Annotated in this window: 16 protein-coding genes; 10 read left to right on the top strand and 6 right to left on the bottom strand. The window is 74.6% G+C overall.

The genetic code is table 11. The features are described from left to right. From IEZ12_RS03855 to mce, 3 genes are all read right to left on the bottom strand, one after another. Window positions 1-6,549, bottom strand: a complete 6,549-nt coding sequence (locus IEZ12_RS03855) for a type I polyketide synthase (RefSeq protein WP_189270810.1) — start codon at window positions 6,547-6,549, stop codon at window positions 1-3. Next, a complete protein-coding gene (locus IEZ12_RS03860) occupies window positions 6,464-8,779 on the bottom strand; it encodes an AMP-binding protein (protein ID WP_189270811.1) in 2,316 nt (771 codons plus the stop codon). The genes IEZ12_RS03855 and IEZ12_RS03860 overlap by 86 nt, the downstream gene beginning before the upstream one ends. Window positions 8,780-9,155: 376 nt before the next feature. Then, the gene (mce, locus tag IEZ12_RS03865; protein ID WP_229847211.1) at window positions 9,156-9,593 is read right to left on the bottom strand and encodes a methylmalonyl-CoA epimerase; all 438 of its coding nucleotides are present in this window, start codon (window positions 9,591-9,593) and stop codon (window positions 9,156-9,158) included. 219 nt (window positions 9,594-9,812) lie between these two features. On the opposite strand from mce, the gene IEZ12_RS03870 reads away from it, so the two are divergent. After that, window positions 9,813-10,436, top strand: a complete 624-nt coding sequence (locus IEZ12_RS03870) for a response regulator transcription factor (protein ID WP_083462206.1) — start codon at window positions 9,813-9,815, stop codon at window positions 10,434-10,436. 356 nt (window positions 10,437-10,792) lie between these two features. Here IEZ12_RS03870 and IEZ12_RS03875 read toward each other — a convergent pair whose 3' ends face one another. Next, the gene (locus tag IEZ12_RS03875; RefSeq protein ID WP_189270813.1) at window positions 10,793-12,031 is read right to left on the bottom strand and encodes a sensor histidine kinase; all 1,239 of its coding nucleotides are present in this window, start codon (window positions 12,029-12,031) and stop codon (window positions 10,793-10,795) included. 431 nt (window positions 12,032-12,462) lie between these two features. On the opposite strand from IEZ12_RS03875, the gene IEZ12_RS03880 reads away from it, so the two are divergent. The 8 genes from IEZ12_RS03880 to IEZ12_RS03915 are packed head-to-tail and all read left to right on the top strand — an operon-like array spanning window position 12,463 to window position 19,970. Then, window positions 12,463-13,521 carry a ketoacyl-ACP synthase III family protein gene (locus IEZ12_RS03880; protein ID WP_189270814.1) on the top strand — a complete coding sequence of 353 codons (1,059 nt, stop codon included), beginning with the start codon at window positions 12,463-12,465 and terminating at the stop codon, window positions 13,519-13,521. Next, window positions 13,518-14,810 carry a beta-ketoacyl-[acyl-carrier-protein] synthase family protein gene (locus tag IEZ12_RS03885; RefSeq protein ID WP_189270815.1) on the top strand — a complete coding sequence of 431 codons (1,293 nt, stop codon included), beginning with the start codon at window positions 13,518-13,520 and terminating at the stop codon, window positions 14,808-14,810. The genes IEZ12_RS03880 and IEZ12_RS03885 overlap by 4 nt, the downstream gene beginning before the upstream one ends. Further along, complete coding sequence (locus IEZ12_RS03890; RefSeq protein WP_189270816.1) at window positions 14,807-16,045, top strand: ketosynthase chain-length factor; 1,239 nt, start codon at window positions 14,807-14,809, stop codon at window positions 16,043-16,045. The genes IEZ12_RS03885 and IEZ12_RS03890 overlap by 4 nt, the downstream gene beginning before the upstream one ends. Further along, a complete protein-coding gene (locus tag IEZ12_RS03895) occupies window positions 16,042-16,305 on the top strand; it encodes an acyl carrier protein (protein ID WP_189270817.1) in 264 nt (87 codons plus the stop codon). The genes IEZ12_RS03890 and IEZ12_RS03895 overlap by 4 nt, the downstream gene beginning before the upstream one ends. Window positions 16,306-16,309: 4 nt before the next feature. Further along, window positions 16,310-17,356 carry an acyltransferase domain-containing protein gene (locus IEZ12_RS03900; RefSeq protein ID WP_229847212.1) on the top strand — a complete coding sequence of 349 codons (1,047 nt, stop codon included), beginning with the start codon at window positions 16,310-16,312 and terminating at the stop codon, window positions 17,354-17,356. 60 nt (window positions 17,357-17,416) lie between these two features. Then, complete coding sequence (locus tag IEZ12_RS03905) at window positions 17,417-18,211, top strand: SDR family NAD(P)-dependent oxidoreductase (RefSeq protein WP_189270818.1); 795 nt, start codon at window positions 17,417-17,419, stop codon at window positions 18,209-18,211. A gap of 26 nt (window positions 18,212-18,237) precedes the next feature. After that, window positions 18,238-19,236 (top strand): aromatase/cyclase, encoded by a 999-nt coding sequence (locus IEZ12_RS03910; protein ID WP_189270819.1) that lies wholly within the window; start codon window positions 18,238-18,240, stop codon window positions 19,234-19,236. After that, the gene (locus IEZ12_RS03915; protein WP_229847213.1) at window positions 19,224-19,970 is read left to right on the top strand and encodes an SDR family NAD(P)-dependent oxidoreductase; all 747 of its coding nucleotides are present in this window, start codon (window positions 19,224-19,226) and stop codon (window positions 19,968-19,970) included. The genes IEZ12_RS03910 and IEZ12_RS03915 overlap by 13 nt, the downstream gene beginning before the upstream one ends. A gap of 61 nt (window positions 19,971-20,031) precedes the next feature. Here the strand turns inward: IEZ12_RS03915 and IEZ12_RS03920 are convergent, their stop codons facing one another. Together IEZ12_RS03920 and IEZ12_RS03925 are read right to left on the bottom strand one after the other, a co-directional pair. Beyond that, window positions 20,032-21,495, bottom strand: coding sequence for an MFS transporter (locus IEZ12_RS03920; protein ID WP_189270820.1), 1,464 nt, complete (start codon window positions 21,493-21,495; stop codon window positions 20,032-20,034). A gap of 2 nt (window positions 21,496-21,497) precedes the next feature. Next, entirely contained in the window at window positions 21,498-23,057 is a 1,560-nt protein-coding gene (locus tag IEZ12_RS03925) for a class I adenylate-forming enzyme family protein (RefSeq protein WP_189270821.1), read from the bottom strand. Window positions 23,058-23,219: 162 nt separating this feature from the next. Here IEZ12_RS03925 and IEZ12_RS03930 point away from each other — a divergent pair, with 162 nt between their 5' ends. Beyond that, window positions 23,220-23,693 (top strand): nuclear transport factor 2 family protein, encoded by a 474-nt coding sequence (locus IEZ12_RS03930; RefSeq protein WP_043910485.1) that lies wholly within the window; start codon window positions 23,220-23,222, stop codon window positions 23,691-23,693. Window positions 23,694-23,753: the final 60 nt, after the last annotated feature.

A 23,753-nucleotide genomic window follows, 5' to 3' on the forward strand; every position in this document is an offset into this window, starting at 1 on the left:
TCAACGCCCTTCGTGAATCTGCTCGAACTGTGCGGACTTGGCGGCGAGGAGGGCTTCGAGGTCCTCGATGGACAGCTCGTCGAGCTCGGCCTCGGCGACCGACTCGGCGGCGGCCTGCACCGGTTGCTCGACGGCGGCCTCCAGCGCGATCTCCATCTGCTCCGCGAGGAACGGCACCATCACCTCGATCGAGGGGAAGCGCCAGGTGAGAGTGGCCGGCAGGTCGGTGCCGGTGGATGCCTCCAGGCGCTTGCGCAGCTCCAGGGACATCAGCGAGTCGAATCCGAGGCCGACCAGCGGCGCCGCCGGGTCGACCAGCGACGGCTCCAGGCCCAGCACCTTGGCGGCCTGGTCGACACAGTGCCGCACCAGCAGGGTCCGGCGGCGCCGGCCCGGCTCCACGGCCAGCAGCCGGCCGCGCAGTTCGCCGGACGCCCGCCGGGCAGTGGCCCCGGTGGCCGCGCCCGTCCGGTCGGCGACCAGGTCGAGCAGCAGCGCGGGCAGCAGGCCGCCGGCCGCGGCCTCGGCGAGGCGCTCCCGGTCCAGCGGGAGCACGCAGGCCAGCGGGTCGGTGGTGCGCATCAGCCGGTCGAACGCGGCGATGCCGTCGGCCGGGCTCAGGCTGAGCACACCGCGGGTGGACAGCGCGCCCCCGCGGTCGGGCCGGGCGGCCAGGCCCACCTCGGACCACGGGCCCCAGGCGATGCTCAGCGCGGGCAGGCCCTGGGAGCGGCGGTGCAGCGCCAGTCCGTCCAGGAACGCGTTGGCGGCGGCGTAGTTGGCCTGGCTGGCGGAGCCGAGCAGCGCGGCGGCCGAGGAGTAGAGGACGAAGAAGTCCAGCTCCCGCTCCCGGGTGGCCTCGTGCAGGTGCCACGCGCCGGCCGCCTTCGGCTGTGCGACAGCCTGGAAGCGCTGCTGGTCCAGCTGGAGCAGCAGGCCGTCGTCCAGCACACCGGCGGTGTGCACCACACCGCCCAGCGGCGGCAGTTCGGCGTCGATCTCGGCGAGCAGCGCGTCCACCTCGGCGCGCCGCGAGACGTCCACCGGGCGCACCAGCACGGACACCCCGCGCTCCCGCAGCTCCGCGATCGCGGCCTCGGCCTCGGCGGACGGGGCGGAGCGGCCGACCAGCACCAGGTGGCGGGCGCCCTGGTCGGCCAGGTAGCGCGCGCTGGCCAGACCCAGGCCGCCGAGACCGCCGGTGACCAGGTAGCTGGCGCCGGGGCCGACCGGCGGCAGGTCCGCGCGGACCGCGACCTGCGGCTGCGCCTCGGGCCGCAGCACGATCTTGCCGATGTGCCTGGCCTTGGCCATGAAGGAGAAGGCCTCGGCCGCCTCGCCGTAGCCGAAGGCGGTCACCGGCAGCGCGCCGAACTCGCCCCGGGCGAAGCCCTCGGCCACCTCGGCGAACAAGTGCCGCACCAGGGCGGGCTGTTCGGCGAACGAGTACTCCAGGTCGACGGCGAAGAACGACCGGTTGTCCTTGAGCAGCCGCATCCCGAGCGGGGTGTCGCCGTAGACGTCGCGCTTGCCGATCTCCACGAACCGCCCGCCGGGGGCGAGCAGTTCCATGCTGCGGGTGAGCGCTTCGCCAGCCAGCGAGTTGAGCACCACGTCGACGCCGCGCCCGCCGGTGGCGGCCGCGATCCGGTCGGCGAACTCCAGCGAACGGGAGTCCAGCACGTGCGCCACGCCGAGCGAGCGCAGCAGTTCGCGCTTCTCCTCGCTGCCGGCGGTGGCGAACACCTCGGCGCCGCAGCGCTTGGCCACCTGGATCGCGGCCAGCCCGACGCCGCCCGCGGCGGAGTGGATCAGCACCGTCTCGCCCGGGGCCAGCCGGCCCAGGTACTCCAGGCCGTACACGGCGGTGAGGAAGGCGATCGGCACCCCGGCCGCCTGCTCGTCGGTCAGTCCCTCGGGGCGGGGCACCACCAGGTGGCGGCCGGTGGTGGTGAACTCGGCCATGGTGGAGCCGGCCACCGCCATCACCGGGTCGCCGACCCGCAGGTCGTCCACGCCCTCGCCGACCGCTGCCACCCGGCCGGCGCACTCGCCGCCCAGCGGCACCACACCGCTCGGCAGGCCCGGGCAGTCGCCCATCGCCTTCAGCAGGTCGTTGAAGTTCAGGCCGGCGGCGGCCACCTCGATCTCCACCTGGCCGGGGCCCGGCGCGGTGCGCCGCCACACGGTCGGCACCAGGCTCTCCAGGATGCCCGGCCGCTCGGCCAGCACCCGCAGGTTGGTGTCCCGGGCCCGGTCGTAGCGGCGGCGGTGCCAGGCGCCGCCGTCCACCGCGCGGCGCGGCTCCAGACGGGGCGTCAGGCAGGTCCCGCCGCGCACCGCCAGCTGGGCGGGGCCGGACTCGGCGAGCAGCCGGTCGGCCAGCAACGCCGCCTCGACGGCCGAGCCCGGAGCGGTCGCCGGGTCCAGGTCCACGACGAGCGGCCGCAGCTCGGCGTGCTCCAGGACGGCCACTCGGGCCAGACCCCACAGCGGGGCCTGGGCGAGCGCGACGGCCGGCCCGTCGCCCGGGACGTGCTGGGCGCCGCGGGTGAGCAGCGCCAGCCGGGGCGGGGCGGCGAAGCCGGCGCCGGCCAGCGCCTGCACGGTGTGCAGGGCGGCGGCGGTGGCCGCGTCCTGCCCGGTCCACAGCAGGTGCTCGCCGCCGTCCGCCTCCGGCTCGGGCGCGTCCAGCGCCCAGGCGCTCAGCACGCCGAGGCAGCTGCCGGGGCGGGAGTCGCGCAGCTCGGCGAGGAGCCCGGGCAGGGCGTCGGGGGCCAGCGGCGGCAGCCGGTGGGCGTCCGGGCCGAGCTGTTCGGCCCGCTCGCCGGCGGTGGCGGTGACCACCTGGGCGCCGCGGGAGCGCAGTTCGGCGGCGAGCGCGTCGGCGGTGCCGCCTTGGTCGGCGAGCAGCAGCCACCAGCCGCCCGGCTCGACGCCCTCGGCGGGCGCGGGGGCGTCGGCCGGCTGCCAGGCGAGGTCGAGCAGGGCCTCCGCTCCCGGCTCGGTGTCCGCGGCGCCGCCGAGGCGCTGCAGGGTGATGCCGTCCAGGGTGCCGAGGACGGTGCCGTCGGCGGCCAGCAGCTCCACCCGGCAGCCGGCGAAGCCGTCCGGCTCGGCGGTGCCGCGCACCGCGTGTGCCCAGGCCGGCACGGCGCGGGCGGTGTGCAGGGTGAACGAGCCGACGCCGACCGGGAGATGGGTGGCGGTGCCGTCCAGGGTGCCGTCCAGCGCGGCGGCAAGCGCCTGCAGGCAGCTGTCCAGGACCGCGGGGTGGACCAGGTGGGCGGCGCTCTCGCCGGTGAGCTCCGCCGCGTCGCGCAGCTCGGCGAGCGCCTCACCGGTGCCGCGCCGCAGCGTGCGCACGCCCTGGAAGGCGGGGCCGTAGCCGATCCCGGCGCGCTCCATCGCCCGGTAGAAGCCCTCGGCCTCGACCGGCTCGGCGCAGCGGGCCCGCAGTTCGGCCAGGTCGACGGAGGCCGGCCCGGCCTCGTCGGCGACCCGGTAGCGGCCCGTGGCGGCCTCGGTCCAGCCGCCGTCCGCCGCGGCCCCGCCGGTCGGCCCGGACAGCTGGCGGAAGGAGCCGGTGTTCCCGGCGCCGGGCTGCAGCACCAACTGCCAGGTGGCGTCGGCCGCCTCGTCGGGCAGCACGTTCATGGCGGTGAGCGCGACGTTCTCCAGCGTCACCCGCTGCTCGCCCAGCGCCTCCCGGGCGGCGGCCAGCGCGGCGTCCAGCAGCAGCGCGGCGGGCAGCACGGCGGTGCCGCCGACCTGGTGGTCCGCCAGCCAGCCGAAGCCGGCCCGGTCCACGGTGGCGCTCCAGTGCAGGGTGCGGGGCTCGACGGCGGAACGCAGCGCGGTCTCGCGCAGCGGGTGGCCGCCGCCGGTGCGGCGGCGGACCGCCGGGCCGTCGGTGAGCCGGCTCTGCTGGTGCTGCCAGGGGTAGGACGGCAGCGTCAGGTTGGGGCCGCCCACGGGGAGCAGCCGGCTCCAGTCCACCGGGTGGCCGGCGCAGTGCAGCTGGGACAGCGCGGCGAGCAGCGCGGGGCGGCCGGGCTCGTCGCGGCGCAGCGAGCCGACCGCGACGCCGTCGGCGCCGTCCGCGCCGAGCCGGTCCGCGATCGGGCCGAGCAGCGTCGGGTGCGGGCCGACCTCGACGAACGCGCCGTGGCCGGACTCCACCAGCGCGGACACCGCCTGGTCGAACAGCACGGGGCTGCGCAGGTTGGCGCCCCAGTAGGCGGCGTCCAGCTCGGCGCCGTCCAGCAGCCGGCCGTGCACGGTGGACAGGAACGGCACCTTGGTCGGGCGCGGCGCCAGGCCCTCCAGCAGGCGGCGCAGGTCGTCGGCGGGCTGGTCCATCAGCGGGCAGTGCGAGGGGAACTCGACCGACTCCAGCACCCGGCAGAACAGCCCGTCCGCGGTCAGGCGGGCGGCCAGCTCCTCGATCTCGGCGCCGTCGCCGGACAGCACCGCCGACTGCGGGCCGTTCGCCCCGGCGACCCAGACCCGGGCCAGGCCGGAGCCGGCGACCAGCCGCTCGGCCTCGTCGAAGCCGACGCCGACCACGGCCATCCGGCCCCGGCCGACCGCCGAGTGCAGCACCCGGCCGCGGTGCAGCGCCACCAGCAGCGCCTCCTGCAGGGTGAGCGCCCCGGCGACGTGCGCGGCGGCGATCTCGCCGACGCTGTGGCCGACCACGGTGTCCGGCCGCACGCCCCAGGCCTGCCACTGGGTGGCCAGCGCGATCTGCACGGCGCACAGCGCGGGCTGGCCGACTGCGGTGTCGGTGAGCCTGGACTCCTGCTGTCCAGCGGCGAGTTGGGCCAGCAGCGACCAGTTGGTGTGCGGGCGCAGCAGTTCGTCGCAGCGCTCCAGGACGGCACGGAACACCGGCTCGTCCATCAGGTCGGCGGCCACCGGCCACCAGCGCGGCCCCTGGCCGCAGAACACGAACGCGGTGCGCGAGGTACGGCCGAGCACCCGGCTGCCGTGCAGCAGCGCGGGGTGCTCCTCGCCGGCCAGGAACGCGGCCAGCCCGGCCTGCCACTCCTCGGCGGTGCTGCCCAGCACGGCGAGGCGGTGCTCGGGGTGCTGGGTGCGGCGCAGCGCGGCGGTCGCGGCGGTGGCGGTCAGCGGCGCGCCGTCCGCCCGGTCCAGCAGCTCGCGGTAGCGCTCGGCGAGCGCGGTCAGCGCCTGCGGGTCGCGGGCCGACAGCAGCAGCGGCCGGACGGCGGCCGCGTCGCCGGCGGCAGGCGCGGCCGGGCGGGTGCGCGGCCCCTCCTCCAGCACCAGGTGCGCGTTGGTGCCGCCGAAGCCGAACGAGCTGACGCCGGCCAGCGCCGGGCCGGCGGTGACGGGCCAGGGCTGCGCCCGGTCGACCACCCGCAGCGCCAGCTCCCGGAACGGGATGTGCGGGTTGGGGGTCTCGAAGTGCAGGCTGGCCGGGATCGAGCGGTGGCTGAGCGCCAGCGCGGCCTTGATCAGGCCGCCGATGCCGGCCGCCGCCTCCATGTGGCCGATGTTGGACTTGACCGAGCCGATCAGCATCGGCTGCTCCGGGGCGCGGTCCGCGCAGAGCACGGCGGACAGCGCCTGGGCCTCGATCGGGTCGCCGAGCAGGGTGCCGGTGCCGTGCGCCTCGACGTACTGCACCTGCTCGGGGCGGACCCGGGCCGCGTCGTAGGCGGCGCGCAGCACCGCCTCCTGGGCGAGCGGGTTGGGGGCCATGATGCCGTTGCTGCGCCCGTCCTGGTTGACGGCGCTGCCGCGCACCACGGCGTAGATCCGGTCCTTGTCGGCGAGCGCCCGGCCGAGCGGCTTGAGCACCACCACGCCGCAGCCCTCGGCCCGGACGTAGCCGTCGGCGCGGGCGTCGAAGGCCTTGCAGCGGCCGTCCGAGGCCATCGCCCCGGCCTTGGAGAAGTTGACGGCCAGCGCCGGGGAGAGGATCAGGTTGACGCCCGCGGCCAGCGCCAGCGTGCACTCGCCGGAGGCCAGCGCGGCGGCGGCCTGGTGGACGGCGACCAGCGAGGACGAGCAGGCGGTGTCCACGGCCATGCTGGGACCGCGCAGGTCGAACAGGTAGGAGAGCCGGTTGGCGGCGATGCTCAGCGCGCTGCCGGTGCCGGTGTAGGCGTCGATCTTCTCGATCTCGTGGAAGTTCTGCACACCGTGGTCGAAGCTGGAGATGCCGACGAAAACCCCGGTGGCGGTGCCGGCCAGCTGCTCGGCGGGCAGGCCGGCATCCTCCAGCGCCTCCCAGGCGACCTCGGCCAGCAGCCGCTGCTGCGGGTCCATCCGGGCGGCCTCGGCCGAGGAGATGCCGAAGAACTGCGCGTCGAAACCGTGCACGTCGTCCAGGAAGCCGCCCCAGCGGCTGGTGGTGCGGCCCGGCTCGGCGGGGTCGTCGGTGGCGTAGTCGGCGAGCTTCCAGCGGTCCTCGGGCACCTCGGTGACGGCGTCACGGCCCTCGGTGAGCAGCTGCCAGAAGCCCTCCGGGCCGTTGGCGCCGCCGGGGAAACGGCAGCCGATGCCGACCACGGCCATCGGCTCGGCGGCGTACTCGGCGGTGGCGGCGGGGGTCAGGAACGCCGGGACGGACGCGGGCTCGGCGGGCTCGGGGGCCTGCGGGGTTCAGGAACGCCGGGACGGACGCGGGCTCGGCGGGCTCGGGGGCCTGCGGGGTCTCGACCGCCGGGGGCTCGGCGCCGGCCAGGTGCGCGGCGAGCGCCTCGACGGTCGGGTAGGCCCAGGCGAGGGTGGCCGAGAGCGTGCGGCCCAGGTGGCGCTCCAGCTCGCCGATCAGCGAGACCAGGTCGACCGAGCGCATGCCCAGCCCGGCGATCGGCGCCGTGCGGTCGATGCCGGCCGGGTCGCAGTCCAGGGTGCGGGCCAGCCGCTCGGTCAGCCAGGCCTCGATCTCCTGGGCGCCGGGGGCCTGCGGCGCGTCCTCGGCGACGGGCTCGGCGACGGTGACGGGCTCGGCGACGGGCTCGGCGACGGGCTCGGCGGCCTTGGGCACGTTGCCGTCCGCGGTCCAGACGGCGAGCGGGCGCATGCTGCCGGCCAGGTAGGTGTCCAGGCAGAGCGAGCGCTGCAGCTTGCCGCTGGAGGTCTTGGGCACCCCGCCGCGCCGCACCAGGGCGATGGTGTGCACGGGGATGCCGTGCACCTCGGCGACCCGGGCCCGGATCGCGGCGAATACGGCCTCGGCGTCCAGGTCCTGCGGCCTGCCGCCCACCTCGTGCACGATGATCAGCCGCTCGGCGCCGTCGATCTCGCGGGTTCCGGCGATGCCGCAGCCCTGGCGCAGCCCCGGGTCCACCGACTCGATGGAGCGCTCGATGTCCTGCGGGTAGTGGTTGAGGCCGTCGATGATGATCAGGTCCTTGGCGCGGCCGGCCACGTAGAGCTCAGTGCCGTCCAGGAAGCCCAGGTCGCCGGTGCGCAGGAACGGACCCTCGCCGGTGTCGTCGATGGCGGCCCGGAAGATGTTCTCGGTCTCCTGCGGGCGCGCCCAGTAGCCGTGCGCCATGCTCGGACCGGCCAGCCAGATCTCGCCGACCTTGCCGTCCGGCAGCCGGCGCCGGGTCACCGGGTCGACGATGGCCAGCTGCTGGTCCTCCAGCGACGGGCCGCAGCCGACGACGGTGCGGAACTCCTCGCCGTCCACCGCGTCCACCGCGGTGGCCTGCTCGGCGAGCGCGGTGGCCTGCAGCCTGCGCACCGCCCCCCGCTCGCCGAGGTGCCCGCCGGTGACGGCGAGGGTGGCCTCGGCCAGCCCGTAGCCGGGCATGAAGGCCCGGCGGCGGAACCCGGACGTCGCGAAGGCCCGGGCGAACCGGTCCATGCTCTCCAGCCGGACCGGCTCGGCGCCGTTCAGGGTGACGCGCCAGTTGCTGAGGTCGAGCGCGGCCCGCTCCTCCTCGGTGCTCTTGGCCACGCACAGGTCGTAGGCGAAGTTGGGGGCGCCGCTGAGCGTGCCGCCGGCCGTCGAGATCGCCTCCAGCCAACGCAGCGGGCGCTTCAGGAAGGCGAACGGCGGCATGAAGGTGACCGGATAGTTGCCGAAGGCGGGCGCCAGCAGACCGGCGATCAGGCCCATGTCGTGGTACGGCGGCAGCCAGATGACCATGTGGTCGTCCGGGGTGGCGTCGAAGAAGCGGCGGTTGAGCGCCGCCAGGTTGTGCACCAGGTTGGCGTGACCGACCATCACGCCCTTGGGGCTGCTGGTGGAGCCGGAGGTGTACTGCAGGAAGGCGAGGGAGTCGCCGGTGATGTCGGGCCGCTGCCAGGAGTCGGCCGCGGTCAGGTCGATCTCGTCCACGCTGACCCAGAGCAGCTCGGCGAACGACGGGACGTACGCCGCGAACTGGTCCGCCGTCGCGGTCACCGAGGCCGGGGCCAGCACCGCCTTCGGCCTGGCGTCCTCCACCACCCCGACCAGCCGGGGCAGGGTGCGCTTGAGCAGGGTCGGATCCGGCGGGTAGACCGGTACCGCGATCACCCCCGCGTACAGGCAGGCGTAGTACGACACGACGTAGTCCAGCCCGGGCGGGCAGACGATCAACGCCCGCTCGCCGGCCCCCACCCGTTCGCGCAGCAGCACGGCGAGCGCGCGGGCCCGCTGGTCGAGCTCGGCGTTGGTCAGGCAGAACGGGGCGCCCTCCCCGTCCGGCAGGAACCGGTACGTCCGGTCCTGAGGGTGCTCGAGGAAAACCGCCCGGTAGTGGTCGACGAGTGTTGTGTACTCGCTGCGGTGCCCGGCCTTCGCCATCTTTCGCTCCAGGAATTCGGGGTGCCGACTTGCCGCCTACGGAGGGTTGTCAGAAAAATTCCCGCTCCTCGGCGCCCGCAGCTTATGGGCGGACTTTGTCGGGTGTCTTCGGCATAACGGTCGAACCTTTTTGCGTCGTCCGTTTGATTCAGTCGGGCCGGAAACTCAACCAAAAGGTTGAGACGCGGCCGGGGTGATCAACATCTGGTGGGACGAGGACGGCAGGAGCGGCTCAGCACTCCGGCGGATCCACCTCCACCTGCGGAAACGACGAGGCCCCGGGCGGCAGTCGCCCGGGGCCTCGCGTGGGGGGATGGGATTGGTGCAGGTGTTGCGGATGGTGCAGGAGGCGCAGGAGGTGCAGGAGGTGCAGGGGTCAGCAGGCCGTCTCGACCAGCTCCACCAGTACGCCGCCGGCGTCCTTGGGGAAGACGAAGTTGACCCGGGAGCCCGCGGTGCCGCGCTGCGGAGTGTCGTAGAGGAGCCGCACGCCACGGATCCGCAGCTCGTCGCAGGCCGCGTCCAGGTCGGCCACGGTGTAGGCCAGCTGCTGCAGCCCGGGGCCCGACTTGCCGATGAAGCGCCCGATGACGGAGTCCGGGGAGAGCGGGGCGAGCAGCTGGATGCGGCTGCCCTCGGCGTCCAGCGGGTCGACCGCGAGCATGGCCTCGCGCACGCCCTGCTCGACATTCTCCTCCACATGCACACACTGCATTCCGAAGACGCGCTGGTACCGGTCGATGGCCTCGTCGAGGTCGGGGACCGCGATACCGACGTGGTCGATACGGCGCAGGCCGATTGACGTTCCCGCCATTGCTAGAGTGTCCGTCATGCGTCGAGAGTAAGTCAGGGAATGCCCGGGTGAACAGGCCCACCGGGAAATTCACCAGGAATTGTCAAGGCATTCTCCAGGCCGACTCAAGCGGCGCTCAAGCGGTTCTGCGGCGACCCGGGCTCCGGACGGCCCAAGATCTCGTACCCTGAGGGCGAGGTCGGTAAGGTCGGAGCCCGCTCAGGGCCGGGGAGGACGCGCGTGATCCGGATTCTGCTCGCCGAGGACATGTCGATGCTCCGCGGCGCGCTCGTCGCCCTGCTCAACCTGGAGGACGACCTGGAGGTGGTCGCCGAGCTCGCCAGGGGCGACCAGATCGTGTCCGAGGCGCTGCGCGTGCGACCCGACGTGGCGGTCATCGACGTCGACCTGCCCGGCCTGGACGGCCTGAGCGCCGCCGCGCAGCTGCACGACCAGCTCCCCGAGTGCCGCGCGCTCATCCTGACCAGCCTCGGCCGGCCCGGCACCCTGCGCCGCGCCCTGGAGTGCAAGGTCTCCGGCTTCATCCTCAAGGACGTGCCGCCGCGTCAACTCAGCGAGGCGATCCGGGCGGTGGCGGCCGGGGAACGGGTGGTCGACCCGCAGCTCGCGCTCTCCGCCTTCGACGCCGGGGCCGAGAACCCGCTGACCCAGCGCGAGACCGAGGTGCTGCGACAGGCCGGACACGGCGCGGAGGCCGACGAGATCGCCGACCGGCTCTTCCTCTCGGTCCGCACGGTCCGCAACTACCTCACAGCAGCAGTGATGAAGCTCAACGCACGCAACCGGGTGGACGCCGTCCGGATCGCCCGCGAGGCCGGCTGGCTCGACCACCACGGCCACTGATCGCCGAAGGCCGGCCCGGCAGGATCTGCCGGACCGGCCAGGGCCGAGAACATCCCGGCCGACCAGGCCGGTTGCCGGGGTGACCGGCAATCAGGCGGGAAAGTTGAGCATGTCGGTGACTTCCTCAGCAGTGGTTCCAGCAAGGGGAATTCCGGTCCAGTGCCCCGCGGTTGGCACTCTCTCCGGTTCGCCGCCCGGTCGGTTTCCCTGGCGGCGGTCATTAGCTTCGCCCGTCCGGCAGCGCCCCGGAAGGGCCTTCGGCTGTCTCCCCTCGGACTGTCCGGGACCAGACACGCCGCCATGTACGCGTCAACTATTCGGGCGCGCAGCAGCGCACAGGCGGCCCCGGACAGGTCCTAGTACTGCGCGGGCACCTGGACGGCCAGCCGGAACCAGTCGGTGCCCTCGATGGCGCCGACCTCCAGCAGGCCGCCCACGCCAGCGATCCGGTCGGCCAGGTTGGCCAGGCCGGTGCCGCGTTCCCGGGTGCCGATGCGCTCGGTGTGCACCCCGTCGTTGGCCACCAGCAGGCGGAGGTTGGGGCCCTCGGTGGTGAACTCGATCCGGCAGACCTCGGCCTTGCTGTGGCGCAGCAGGTTGGTGACGCTCTCCCGCAGCACGGTGGCCAGCACGGTGTTCGCCTCGCCCGACGGCGCCGGCGCCGAGACGTCCACCTGTGCCCTGATGCCGCCCGCCGCCAGCACCCCGCGGGCCGACTCGATCTCGGTGAGCAGTGACATCTCCCGGTAGCCGCGGGCGACCGTGCGCACGTCGGCCAGCGCCTGGCGGGAGATCGCCAGCACGTCGGTGAGCTCGGAGAGCGCCTGCTCGGGCCGGACCCGGACCAGCGCGGAGGTCAGCTCGCACTTCACCGTGATGGTGGAGAGGCTGTAGCCGAGCAGGTCGTGCAGGTCGCGGGCGAACCGCTGGCGCTCCCGCTCGACCGCCATGGCGGCCATCGCGGAGCGCGCCTCGTACAGCCGGTCGACCAGCTCCACCAGCCTGGTGATGCCGTAGAGCACCAGCGAGGAGAGCAGGTTGGCCACCACCAGGTAGACCGACCCGGCCGCGGGCATGCCGAGGACCGGCCCGGTCGGCGCCAGCACCAGCAGGAAGACGCCGTACCCGATCCAGGCGTCCCGCCCGGCCAGCACGAGGAGCACCGACGCCCCGGCGAAGCCCATCATCGCGCCGGTGTTCCAGTGCGCCAGGTAGAGCGGCGCGAAGGCGAGCGCCGCCTGTAACGCCAGCGTCCAGTGGCCGAACCGTCGGCGCAGGCCGGCCGCGCACGGCAGGCAGTGCACCACCTGGAGCCCGGCGATCAGCAGGAAGTCGACCATCAGGCCGGTCAGCCGGAGCGATCCGGAGATGCCGATGCAGATGTCGACCATGCTCTGCGCGACGAAGCCCGCCATGATGACGGCGAGCAGCGCCGACGCCAGTCGGCGCGGCGGGACCCCGCCCATCAGTCGGGCCAGCAGCGCGGACGGTCCGGCCGCCCCGTCCAAATCGTCGGGCAGCCGCCGTCCGCCGGAGGCCCGCTCGTCCTCGTGGTGGCGGCCGGTCGGCCCGGTGTGTCGAGTGCGTCCGGTCAACGGTCCCCCATGTGTCCCGCAGCAGCCTGACGTCCCATTCGATCTTGAGACTCTCCGGACGAAGCATAGGCCTGCTTACCTGGCAGTCCACCCCCCTCGGCGATCACCGCGTTCAGCGGCCGTCGGCGGCCGCCGGTCACCGGTGGTCGACGGGCTCCGACGGGAATCCAGTCGGGTTCGAGGTTTCGTGCGCACCATGGCGGAGCCGTCACGGCGCGAGGCGAGAGCCCGTCCGACGGATCTTTCCGGGCGCGGGTCGTCGGGCACCCCGACGGTCTGCCCGACCACTACGACGCGTGACCACCACGACGCATGACCACCACGACGCGTGACGACCGCGACGCGTGACCACTACGACGCATGACCACCGCGACGCGTGACGACCGCGACGGGTGACGACCGCACTGCTCAAGAACGGGGGAGGTCTGGGCGTGAGATACCCGGAGATCTTCATCGCGGGAGGCGCGACCGAGCTGCCGCCCGCGCAGGACGTCCGGGCCGCCGTCGCGGCCGGGCGGCTGGACGCGCGGATCGCCGACCGCACCGAGGCCCTGGCGGTGACCGTGTCCGACGGCCCGTCGGGCCCCGAACTGGCGGCCCGGGCCGCGCGCCGGGCGTTCACCGAGGCCGGTGCGCCCGGGCTCGACCTGCTGCTGCACGCCACCGTCTACTACCAGGGCCACGACCTGTGGGCGCCGGCCTCCTACGTCCAGCGCGAGGTGCTGGCCGACGCGCCGGGCTGCGTGCCGTGCCCGGCCGTCGAGATCCGCCAGCTGTCCAACGGCGGGATGGCCGCGCTGGAGCTGGCTGCCGGCTACCTGGCCGCCACGCCCGGGCGGGGGCACGCGCTGCTCACCGCCGGCGACCGGTTCGAGGCACCCGGGTTCGACCGCTGGAACGGCGACCCGGGCACCCACTACGCCGACGGCGGCTCCGCGCTGCTGCTGTCCAACCGCGACGGCTTCGCCCGGCTGCGCTCGCTGGCCACGGTCTCCGCCCCGGAGCTGGAGGGCATGCACCGCGGTGACGACCCGTTCGGTGCCGCCCCCTTCGCGCACCGCCCGGTGGTCGACATGGAGACCACCAAGCGCGCCTTCGTCTCCCGCACCGGGGTCGGCCGGTGCACCGCGCTGGTCTCGGCCGGGCAGCGCCGGGCCCTGGAGACGGCGCTGGACGAGGCGGGCAACAAGCTCGCCGACATCGACTGGTTCGTTCTGCCGCACCTGGGCCGGCGACGGCTGGAGGCGGCCTTCTTCACACCGTTCGGCATCGACCCGGAACGGTCCACCTGGCCGTGGAGCCGCGCCGTCGGCCACCTGGGCGCCGGGGACCAGTTCGCGGGCCTGGACCACCTGCGGCGCAGTGGTGCGCTGCGGCCCGGCCAGCTGGTGCTGCTGGTCGGCATCGGCGCCGGCTTCACCTGGTCGTGCGCGGTCATCGAGGTGCTCGGGCCGCCGCGCCCGAGCGGAAAGGGCACGGAAGCAGCGTGACGAGACACCGAGAGAGCAGGCCCGACCGGCGGGTGGTGATCACCGGCCTGGGGGCGGTGGCCCCCGGGGGAATCGGGATCAAGGCGTACTGGGAGCTGCTCACCGCCGGCCGCTCCGCCACCCGCACCATCACCCACTACGACCCCTCGCCGTTCCGCTCCCGGGTCGCCGCCGAGGTCGACTTCGACCCGGTCCGCGAGGGCCTGAGCCCGCAGGAGATCCGCCGCCTGGACCGGGCCGCGCAGTTCGCGGTGGTCGCGGCGCGCGAGGCGCTGGCCGACAGCGGACTGGCCGTGGCGGCGCTCGACCCCGGCCGGATCGGCACCACGCTGGGCTCCGCGGTCGGCTGCACCACCAGCCTGGAGCAGGAGTACGTGGTGGTCAGCGACGGCGGCCGGCACTGGGAGGTCGACCACGGCTACGCGGTCCGCGACCTGTACCGCCACTTCGTGCCCAGCTCGATGGCGGTCGAGGTGGCCCGGCTGGCCGGCGCCGAGGGCCCGGCCGCCGTGGTCTCCACCGGCTGCACCTCCGGCCTGGACGCGCTCGGCCACGCGGCCGAGCTGATCCGGGAGGGCTCCGTCGACGTGATGGTGGCCGGCGCCACCGAGGCGCCGATCTCGCCGATCACCTCGGCCTGCTTCGACGCGATCCACGCCACCACGCCCCGCAACGACGACCCGGAGCACGCCTCCCGGCCGTTCGACCGGACCCGCAACGGCCTGGTGCTGGGCGAGGGTTCGGCGGTGCTGATGCTGGAGGAGCTGGAGCACGCCCGGCGCCGCGGCGCCCGGATCTACGCCGAGATCGCCGGCTTCGCCTCGCGCTGCAACGCCTACCACATGACCGGTCTGAAGGCGGACGGCGTCGAGATGGCCGCGGCGATCACCGCCGCCATGGACGAGGCCCGGCTCGGCCCCGACAGCCTGGACTACATCAACGCGCACGGGTCCAGCACCAAGATGAACGACCGTCACGAGACCGCGGCGTTCAAGGTCAGCCTGGGCGAGCACGCCTACCGCACCCCCGTCAGCTCGATCAAGTCGATGATCGGCCACTCGCTGGGCGCCATCGGCGCGTTGGAGATCGCCGCCTGCGCGCTGGCGATGGAGCACAGCACGGTGCCGCCCACCGCCAACCTTCACGAGCCGGACCCGGACTGCGACCTGGACTACGTGCCACTCCAGGCCCGGGTGCAGCGCACCGACGCGGTGCTCAGCGTCGGCAGTGGTTTCGGCGGCTTCCAGAGCGCCATGGTGCTGGCCCGCCCGGATCGGAGAATGCCATGACCGCCGTCGTCACCGGTATCGGGGTGGCCGCCCCCAACGGCCTCGGGACCGACGCCTACTGGCGGGCCACGCTGGCGGGCCGCGGCGGACTGCGTCCGCTCACCCGGTTCGACGCGTCCTCCTACCCGTCCCGGGTGGCGGGCGAGATCCCGGACTTCGAGGCCGCGGAGCACCTGCCCAGCCGGCTGCTGCCGCAGACCGACCGGATGACCCGGCTGGCGCTGTTCGCCGCCGAGGGCGCCATCGCCGACGCCGGGCTGCGCCCCGAGGAACTGCCGCGCTACGGCGCCGGAGTGGTGACCGCGGCCTCCGGCGGCGGCGTCGAGTTCGGCCAGCGCGAGCTGCAGGCGCTCTGGTCGCAGGGCAAGGACCACGTCAGCGCCTACCAGTCGTTCGCCTGGTTCTACGCCGTCAACTCCGGCCAGATCTCCATCCGGCACGGCCTGCGCGGGCCGAGCGGGGTGCTGGTCACCGAGCAGGCCGGTGGCATCGACGCGCTGGGCCACGCCCGGCGGCACATCCGCCGCGGCACGCCCGTGGTGGTCTCCGGCGGGGTCGACGGGGCGCTCTGCCCGTGGGGCTGGGCACCGCAGATCGCCACCGGGCTGCTCTCCACCGCGGCCGACCCGGACCGCGCCTACCTGCCGTTCGCCTCCGACGCCGGCGGCTACGTGCCCGGCGAGGGCGGCGCCATCCTGGTCCTGGAGGACGACGAGCAGGCCCGCGCCCGCGGCGCCCGCCGGTACGGCGAGGTCGCCGGGTACGCGGCCACCCTGGACCCGGCGCCGGACAGCGGACGCCCGCCCGGGCTGCTGCGGACCGCCCGGCTCGCCCTCGACGACGCCGGGATCGGCTCGGACGAGGTGGACGTGGTGTTCGCCGACGGCGCGGCCGTGCCCGAGCTGGACCGCATCGAGTCCGACGCCCTGACCGAGCTGTTCGGCCCGTACGGGGTGCCTGTCACGGTGCCCAAGAGCATGACCGGGCGGCTCTTCGGCGGCGCCGCGCTGGACATCGCCACCGCGCTGCTGGCGATCCGCGACGGACTGATCCCGCCGACCGCGCCGGTCGACGCGCCGGCCGCCGAGCACCGCATCGACCTGGTCACCGGGGCGCCGCGCCCGGCCCGGCTGCGCACCGCACTGGTGCTGGCCCGTGGCTACGGCGGCTTCAACTCCGCGCTGGTCCTGCGCGGCTGCAACGACACCACCGATTCCGAGGAGACCGCCCGATGAGCGTCCTTGACCTGCCCACCCTGACCCGGATCCTGCGCGAGAACGCCGGCGCCGACGAGTCCGTCGACCTGTCCGGCGACATCCTCGACATCCCGTTCCCGGAGCTCGGCTACGACTCGCTGGCGCTGCTCCAGGCCATCGGCGTGATCCAGCGCGACTTCGGCGTCGAGCTGGACGACGACGCCGCCTCGGCGGAGACGCCCCGGGAGTTCCTCACCGTGGTCAACGGCGGGGAGCAGCCGTCGGCCGAGAGCGTCTGACCCGGTGGACGCCGACACCGGACTGCGGCCGCCGCGCCCGGTCGCCCTGCTGCTGCCCGGCCAGGGTTCGCAGTACCCGAACATGGCGCGCGGCCTGTACGGGCGGGTGCCCGCGTTCACCGAGCCCTTCGAGGAGGTGCTGGGGCTGCTCGGCCCGCTGGGCGAGCAGGCGCTCGCCGACTGGCTGGCCGAGCGGCCCGCGGTGGACCTCGACCACGTGTCCCGGGCCCAGCCGCTGATCTTCGCGGTGGACTACGCGCTCGCCCGGATGCTGACCGCCTGGGGGCTGCGGCCCGCCGCGTTCGTCGGGCACAGCGCCGGCGAGGCGGTGGCCGCGGTGCTGGCCGGCGTGATGGCGCTGCCGGACGCCGTCCGGCTGCTCGCCGAGCGGGTCGAGCTGATCGCCGACGCGCCGCCCGGCGGGATGCTCGCGGTCGCCGCCAACCCCGCGCAGCTGGCGCCGTACCTCACCGCCGAGGTGGTGGTCGGCGCGGTCAACGGGCCGCAGCAGGTGCTGCTGGCCGGCCCGGACCCGCAGTTGGAGCAGGTCGCGCAGCGGCTGCGGGCGGCCGGCCACACCTGCATGCGGGCCAGGGCGACCAGCGGGTTCCACAGCCCGTCGCTGGCCGAGTGCTGCCGCCGCGCGCTGCCCGGCTTCGCCGGGGTGCGCCTCGCCCCGCCCGAGACACCGGTCTTCTCCGGCCGGACGGGCGGGGAGCTCGACCCGGGCTCCGCCTGCGACCCGGTGTTCTGGGCGATGCAGCCCGCCGAGCCGGTGCTGTTCGCCCCGGCCCTGGACGCGCTGCTGAGCCGCGGCCCGCACCTGCTGGTCGAGGCCGGGCCCGGGCAGGGCCTGACCGCACTGGCCCGCCGGCACCGCGAGGTGGCGAGCGGGCGCAGCGCGGTGGCGCCGCTGCTCGGCACCCGGGCCCGGCAGCCCGAGGCGGACCGCCTCGACGTGCTGCGGGCGGTCCGCGTCCTGGTCGAGGAGGGCCACCCGGTGCAGCCGCTCGGCCTCGACGACCTCGCCCCGGCCGCCGCCCGGGCCTGAACCCCCTTTCCACCGAGGGCTTTCGACGACAGCCCGACCCCAACCTCAGGGAGCCCCACCATGGTCGAGAAGACCACCCCCCAACGCCGGCCCGCCCTGGTCACCGGCGGCACCAGCGGCATCGGCCTGGCCGTCGTCGAGCACCTCGCCGAGGCCGGGCACCCGGTGTACTTCTGCGCCCGGGACGCCGATCTGGTGGCGACGGTCGTGGAAAAGCTCCGCGGTCGCGGCCTGGAGGTCCGGGGCAGCGCCGCCGACGTGCGCGACGGCGCCGCGGTGCGCGCCCTGGTGCAGGCCGCGGTCGCCGCGTACGGCCCGCTGGACATCCTGGTCAACAACGCCGGCCGGGGCGGCGGCGGCATCACCGCCGAACTCCCGGACGAGCTCTGGGACGACGTGATCGCCACCAACCTCACCGCGGTCTTCCGGGTCACCCGCGAGGTGCTGACCACCGGCGGCATGCGGGAGTCCGGGCACGGACGCGTCATCAGCATCGCCTCCACCGGCGGCAAGCAGGGCGTGATGCTGGCCGCGCCGTACTCCGCCTCCAAGCACGGAGTGGTCGGTTTCACCAAGGCCCTCGGCCTGGAGCTGGCCGGCAGCGGGATCACCGTGAACGCGGTCTGCCCCGGCTACGTGGAGACCCCGATGGCGGAGCGGGTCCGGCAGGGCTATGCCGCGCACTGGGGGATCACCGAGGAGCAGGTGCTGGAGAAGTTCCACGCGAAGATCCCGCTCGGCCGCTACTCCACCCCCGAGGAGGTGGCCGGCCTGGTCGGCTACCTGACGACCCGCACGGCCGCCTCGATCACCGCGCAGGCGCTCAACGTCTGCGGCGGCCTGGGCAACTACTGACCGACCCTTCCCCAAGGAGCTTCGCCGTGGCTGAACCACGCATCCGCACCACCCGGCACCGCACCACGGTGCCGGCCGATCCCGACCAGGTCTACGCGCTGCTCGCCGACGCCGGCCAGTGGCCGCAGGTCTTCACCCCGACCGTGCACGCCGAGGTCACCGAAGTACCGGACGGCGACCAGCAGTTGATCCACCTGTGGGCGCTGGCCAACGGCGAGGTCCGGGACTGGACCTCGCGCCGCACGCTGGATCCGGCGGCCCGCCGGATCACCTTCCGGCAGGTGGTCTCCTCGCCGCCGGTCGCCTCGATGGGCGGCGAGTGGCAGGTCGACGCGGCGCCGGACGGCGGCTCCGAGGTCACCCTGCTGCACGACTGGACCACCGTGGACGACGACGAGGCGGCGGCGGACTGGATCGGGCAGGCGGTGGAGCGCAACAGCACCGCCGAACTGGAGGCGCTGAGCCGCGCCGTGACCCCCGGGCCGGACGGCGAGCCGCTGCGGTTCGCCTTCGCCGACTCGGTGGACGCCGAGGGGCCGGCCGAGGCGGTCTACGAGTTCCTGGCCCGGGCCGAGCTGTGGCCGGAGCGGCTGCCGCACGTCAGCCGGCTCGACCTGACCGAGCAGGGCGACGTCCAGCGGATGGAGATGGTCACCCGGGCCCCCGACGGCTCCGAGCACACCACGGTCTCGCTGCGGGTGCTCCGCCCCGAGCAGCACACCCTGGTCTACAAGCAGACCGTGCTGCCTGCCGCACTGGCCTCGCACACCGGGCGCTGGACGGTCGAGCCGCACGGCGCCGGGGTGCGGATCACCTCCTGGCACGGCGTCACCCTGGACGTGGACGGGGTGGCCCGGCTGCTCGGCCCGGACACCGACCTGGCCGCCGCCCGCGCCCGCATCCGGCACAACCTGGGCGCCAACAGCACCACCACGATGCGGCACGCCAAGGAGTTCGCCGAGCAGATCGCCCAGCAGATCACCCAGCAGGCCGCCGAGCAGCAGGAGGCGGCGTGGACGCGTTGAGCCTGACCGGCCGCACCGCCGTGGTCACCGGCGCCAACCGGGGCCTCGGCGAGTCGATCGCCGAGGCGCTGCTGGCCCGCGGCGCCCGGGTGGTCTGCGCCGCCCGGGACGAGGCCGCCGCCGAACCGCTGCTGGCGCTGGGCGGCGACCGGGTGCACTTCCACAAGACCGACGTGCGGGACCCGGACTCGGTGGAGCGGGCGATGGCGTCCGCCGTCGACCGGTTCGGCGCCCTGGACATCGTGGTCGCCAACGCCGCCGTCAACGCGCCGGGCCCGGTGGCCGCGATATCGCCCGAGGCCTGGGCGGAGGCGGTGACGATCAACCTGAGCGGCACCTTCCACTGCCTGCGGGCCGCCGTGCCGCTGATGCGGGAGCGCGGCTGGGGCCGGATCATCACGCTCTCCTCGGCGCTCTCCACCCGGCCGATGCCCGGCGCCGGCGCGTACTGCGCGACCAAGGCGGCGGTGGAGGCGCTCACCCGGGTCACCGCCCTGGAGGTGGCCGCCGACGGCATCACCGTCAACTGCCTCGCCCCGGGCGTCGTCGACCGGGGCATGGGCAGGGCGCTGGCGGCGAACGAGCGGCTGTGGGGGCAGTTCCTGCCGAAGCTCGCCTCCGGCCGCGCGGGCCGCGGCGAGGAGATCGGCGCGGTGGCGGCGTTCCTGGCCGGCGAGGAGAGCTCCTACGTGAACGGCGCGGTGATCGAGGTGGACGGCGGCATGGGGCACTGAACCCGCCGGCCATGCGGAAGGGGGCGCGGACCACAGGTCCGCGCCCCCTTCCGTCATGCGGTCACACCGTGGGGCGCTCGTCGACGATCGCCAGGTACCCGACCGGGTGGCCCTCCGGCTCGGCCTCCGCCGCCGTCGTCGCCTCCGGTTCCTTCTGCGCCTTCGACCGGGCGGCGTCGCGGTCGACGAACAGCGCCGCCACGGCGCCCGCGGCGACCACCGCCGCGCCGATCCAGACCGCCGGACGCATTCCGTCGACATACGCGGCGGCACTGCCGTAGCCGCCGTGCGCGGTGAAGACCGAGGAGAGCACCGCGACGCCGAAGACCCCGCCGAGCTCGCGGACCGTGTTGTTGGTGCCCGAGGCGATGCCCTCCTCGGAGCGGTCCACCGCGCCGAGCGCCACGTCCGCGCTGGGCCCGAAGAACAGGCCCATGCCGAAGCCGTTGAGCGCGAAGCCGGGCACCAGGGCCGGGTAGCCGGTGTCGGTGCCGGTCACCAGCGCCAGGTACACCAGCCCGGCCGCCTGCAGCGCCAGGCCGACGGTGAGCAGCGCCCGCCCGCCGTACCGGCCCGCCAGCACCGCGCCCAGCGGGGCGCCGATCATGGTCAGGCCGGTCCAGGAGAGCAGCCGCACGCCCGCGCCGAGCGGCCCGGCGTGCTGCACGTCCTGGAGGTACTGGGTGATCAGGAAGATCGAGCCGAACATGCCGAAGTACATCAGCAGCGACACCGCGTTGACGGCCGCGAAGGTGCGGTTGCGGAAGTGCCGCAGCGGCAGCATCGGGTGGGGGGTGCGCTGCTGCCACCACAGGAAGGCGACGAGCAGCAGCAGGCCGGCGGCCAGCGGCAGCACCACGCCGGCGGCCGTCCAGCCCGCCTGCGGGCCGCGGATCAGGCCGTACACCACGCCGAGCAGGCCGGCGCTGGCCAGCACCGTGCCGGGCAGGTCCAGCGGGCGCGGCTCGCCGCGCTGCTCGCTCAGCCAGAGCGGGGTGAGCACCAGCATGGCCACGCCGATCGGCACGTTGATCCAGAAGATCCACTGCCAGGAGGCCCATTTGACGATCATTCCGCCGACCAGCGGGCCGAGCGCCACCGCCAGTCCGCCGACGGCGCCCCAGATGCCCAGCGCGGCGGCCCGCTTCTCGGGCGGGTAGGCGGCCGCCACCAGGGTCAGGGTGAGCGGCAGCAGGACCGCCGCCCCCAGCCCCTGGACGGCCCGGCCGGCCACCAGCAGTGCGACGTCGGAGGAGAGCGCCGCCAGCAGCGAGCCGAGGGTGAACAGACCGATGCCGATCATGAAGAAGCGCCGCCGGCCGAACCGCTCGGCGACCGCCGAGGCGGTCAGCAGCAGCACGGCGTAGGTCAGGGTGTAGGCGTTGACGGTCCATTCCAGGCCGTCGATGCCGATGTGCAGATGCTCGCGGATCTGCGGCAGTGCGGTCGTCACCACCAGGTTGTCGAGCGAGATCATGAAGACCACGACACCTGTGACCAGCGAGGTGCGCGCGGTACTGCTCATGCTCATGAGGTTGCCATCCTTTCGGTCGTCGCCGATTCGCGGGCCGTCCCGCGCAGCGTGGAGCGGTCGAGCTTTCCGTTGGGCAGCCGGGGCAGCGCGTCCACCAGCCGGACGCGGAGCAGCTGCTGGTGCTCCGTCAGATCGGAGTTGGCGCGGCGGAGCAGGTCGGCGGCGTCGGCCGGCCCGCGGGTCACCAGGTAGGCGACGGGCCGCACCCGGTCGCCCGCCGGGGCGTCGACCACGGCGCTCTCGGCCACCTCGGGCAGTTCGTCCAGCAGCGCCTCGATCTGCCCGGGGGAGACCAGGGCGCCGTCGGCGGCCTCGAAGACGTCGCGCACCCGGTCCAGGAAGAACACGTTGCCCGCCGCGTCGAGTCGGCCGATGTCGCTGGTGGAGAGCCAGCCCTCGGCGTCCACCGCCGACGGGGTGGCCAGGTAACCCTGCATCACGTTCGGGCCCTGGACCTGGATCTCGCCCAACTCGCCTGCGGGCAGCGGGACTCCGGTGCGCGGGTCGACCACGCGCAGCCGGCTGCCGGGCAGCGGGCGGCCCACCGAGCCGGGGCAGCGGGTGTCCAGCCGGTCCGAGGTGGCCAGCGAGGAGGTCTCGGACAGGCCGTAGCCCTGGAGCACCGGCGCGCCGATCCGCTCCTCCAGCCTGCGCAGCACGGCGGGGCGCAGCGGGGCGCCGCCGGTGGAGAGCATCCGCAGCGCGCGCGGCGCCGGGCCGGGCGGCTCGGGCGCGTTGGCGGCCGCGACCAGCCGGAACGGCAGGGTGTAGAAGTGCGTGGCCCGGTGGTCGTCGGCGTGCCGCAGCGCGTCGCCGATGTCGTGGCCGGAGAGCACATGGGTCGCGCCCGCGTGCAGCGAGGCGTTGAGGTGCATCGGGTGGTAGATCGGCAGGCCGTTGAGCACCAGCGAGTCCGGTCCCTGGCCGTGCGCGGCGGCCAGCTGGGCGGCGCCGGTCAGCAGGTTGCGGTGGCTCAGCCGGACGGCCTTGGGGCTGCCGGTGGAGCCGCTGGTGAAGAGCAGGCAGGCGGTCCCGGTGCCGTCGCCGGCCGGCGCGCCGTCCTGGCGCAGCAGCGCCCGGGCGCCCTCGCCGATGGTGAACAGGTGCTCCAGCTGCGGCAGTTCGCCGCCGAACGCGGCCAACCGGTCGCGCGCCTCGGGGGTGACGATGGCGGCCCGGGCGCCGGAGAGCGCCGCGACGTGCTTCAGCAGGTGCGGCGGATAGAACGGGTTGACCGGGGCGACGGTGTTACCGCTGCGGATGATGCCGTGGTACAGCGCACCGAAGTCGGGCGCCATCGCGGCGGACAGCAGCACCACCGCGCCGGAGTCGCCCAACAGCCGTCGCAGGCCCCGGGCGTAGGCGTCGGCGCGCTCGTCCAGCTGCGCGAAGGTCAACTCCTCGCCGCCGGGCACGATCACGGCGGGCGCGTCCGGCCGGGCGGCGGCGGCCAGGGAGAGCAACCGGTCGGCGGTGCCGGTCGGGACGTCGGGCAGCGGACCACCGCTGCTGACCGCCGCGGCGGTCTCGGACGGGACAATGACTTCGGCCATGTTCGCCTCCTGCGGCACACGGGACAGACCTCCGCGTCATCGTCGGGCGGTCCACTCGACAGCCGCTCGACCGACGCCGGAGCCGCCCCGGCTCCGCTGCGGCTCCAGAATCGGCTGGCACCCTCGCCCTGCATCCGCACACCCATCCGGCGAGGAGCCCCCATGACCGACCTGTTCAGCCCCGTCGCGCCGTTGAGCAGCAGCGCCGACGCCCAGCTGTACATCGCGATCCAGCAGTTCTACGCCCGCCACATGCAGGCCGTGGACGGCGGCGACGCCCGCACCTGGGCGCTCGGCTTCACCGAGGACGGCGAGTTCGACAGCAACGCCCTCCCGGCGCCGGTCCGCGGGCGGGAGACGATCGAGACGGCCACCCTGGCCGCCGAGGAGGCCCGCAGGCCCACCGGCGTCACCCGCCGGCACGTGATGACCATGCTCGCCGTCGAGCCCGAGGACGAGGCGGCGACGGTGGTGCGCACCCGCTCCTACGTCGCGGTCTTCACCACACTGCCCGGACAGCCCACCGGCATCTACTGCATGACGTCCTGCCAGGACGTGCTGGTGCGCCAGCCGGACGGCGGCTGGCGGATCCGCAGCCGGCACGTGCTGCGCGACGACCTGCCGCCGCGCGACTGACGACCGCCTGCGCACGCACGTGTGCCCGGTACGGCTCGCCGCCGTACCGGGCACACGTGC

The organism is Kitasatospora griseola, from assembly GCF_014648555.1.
GTDB classification, from domain to species: Bacteria; Actinomycetota; Actinomycetes; order Streptomycetales; family Streptomycetaceae; genus Kitasatospora; species Kitasatospora griseola.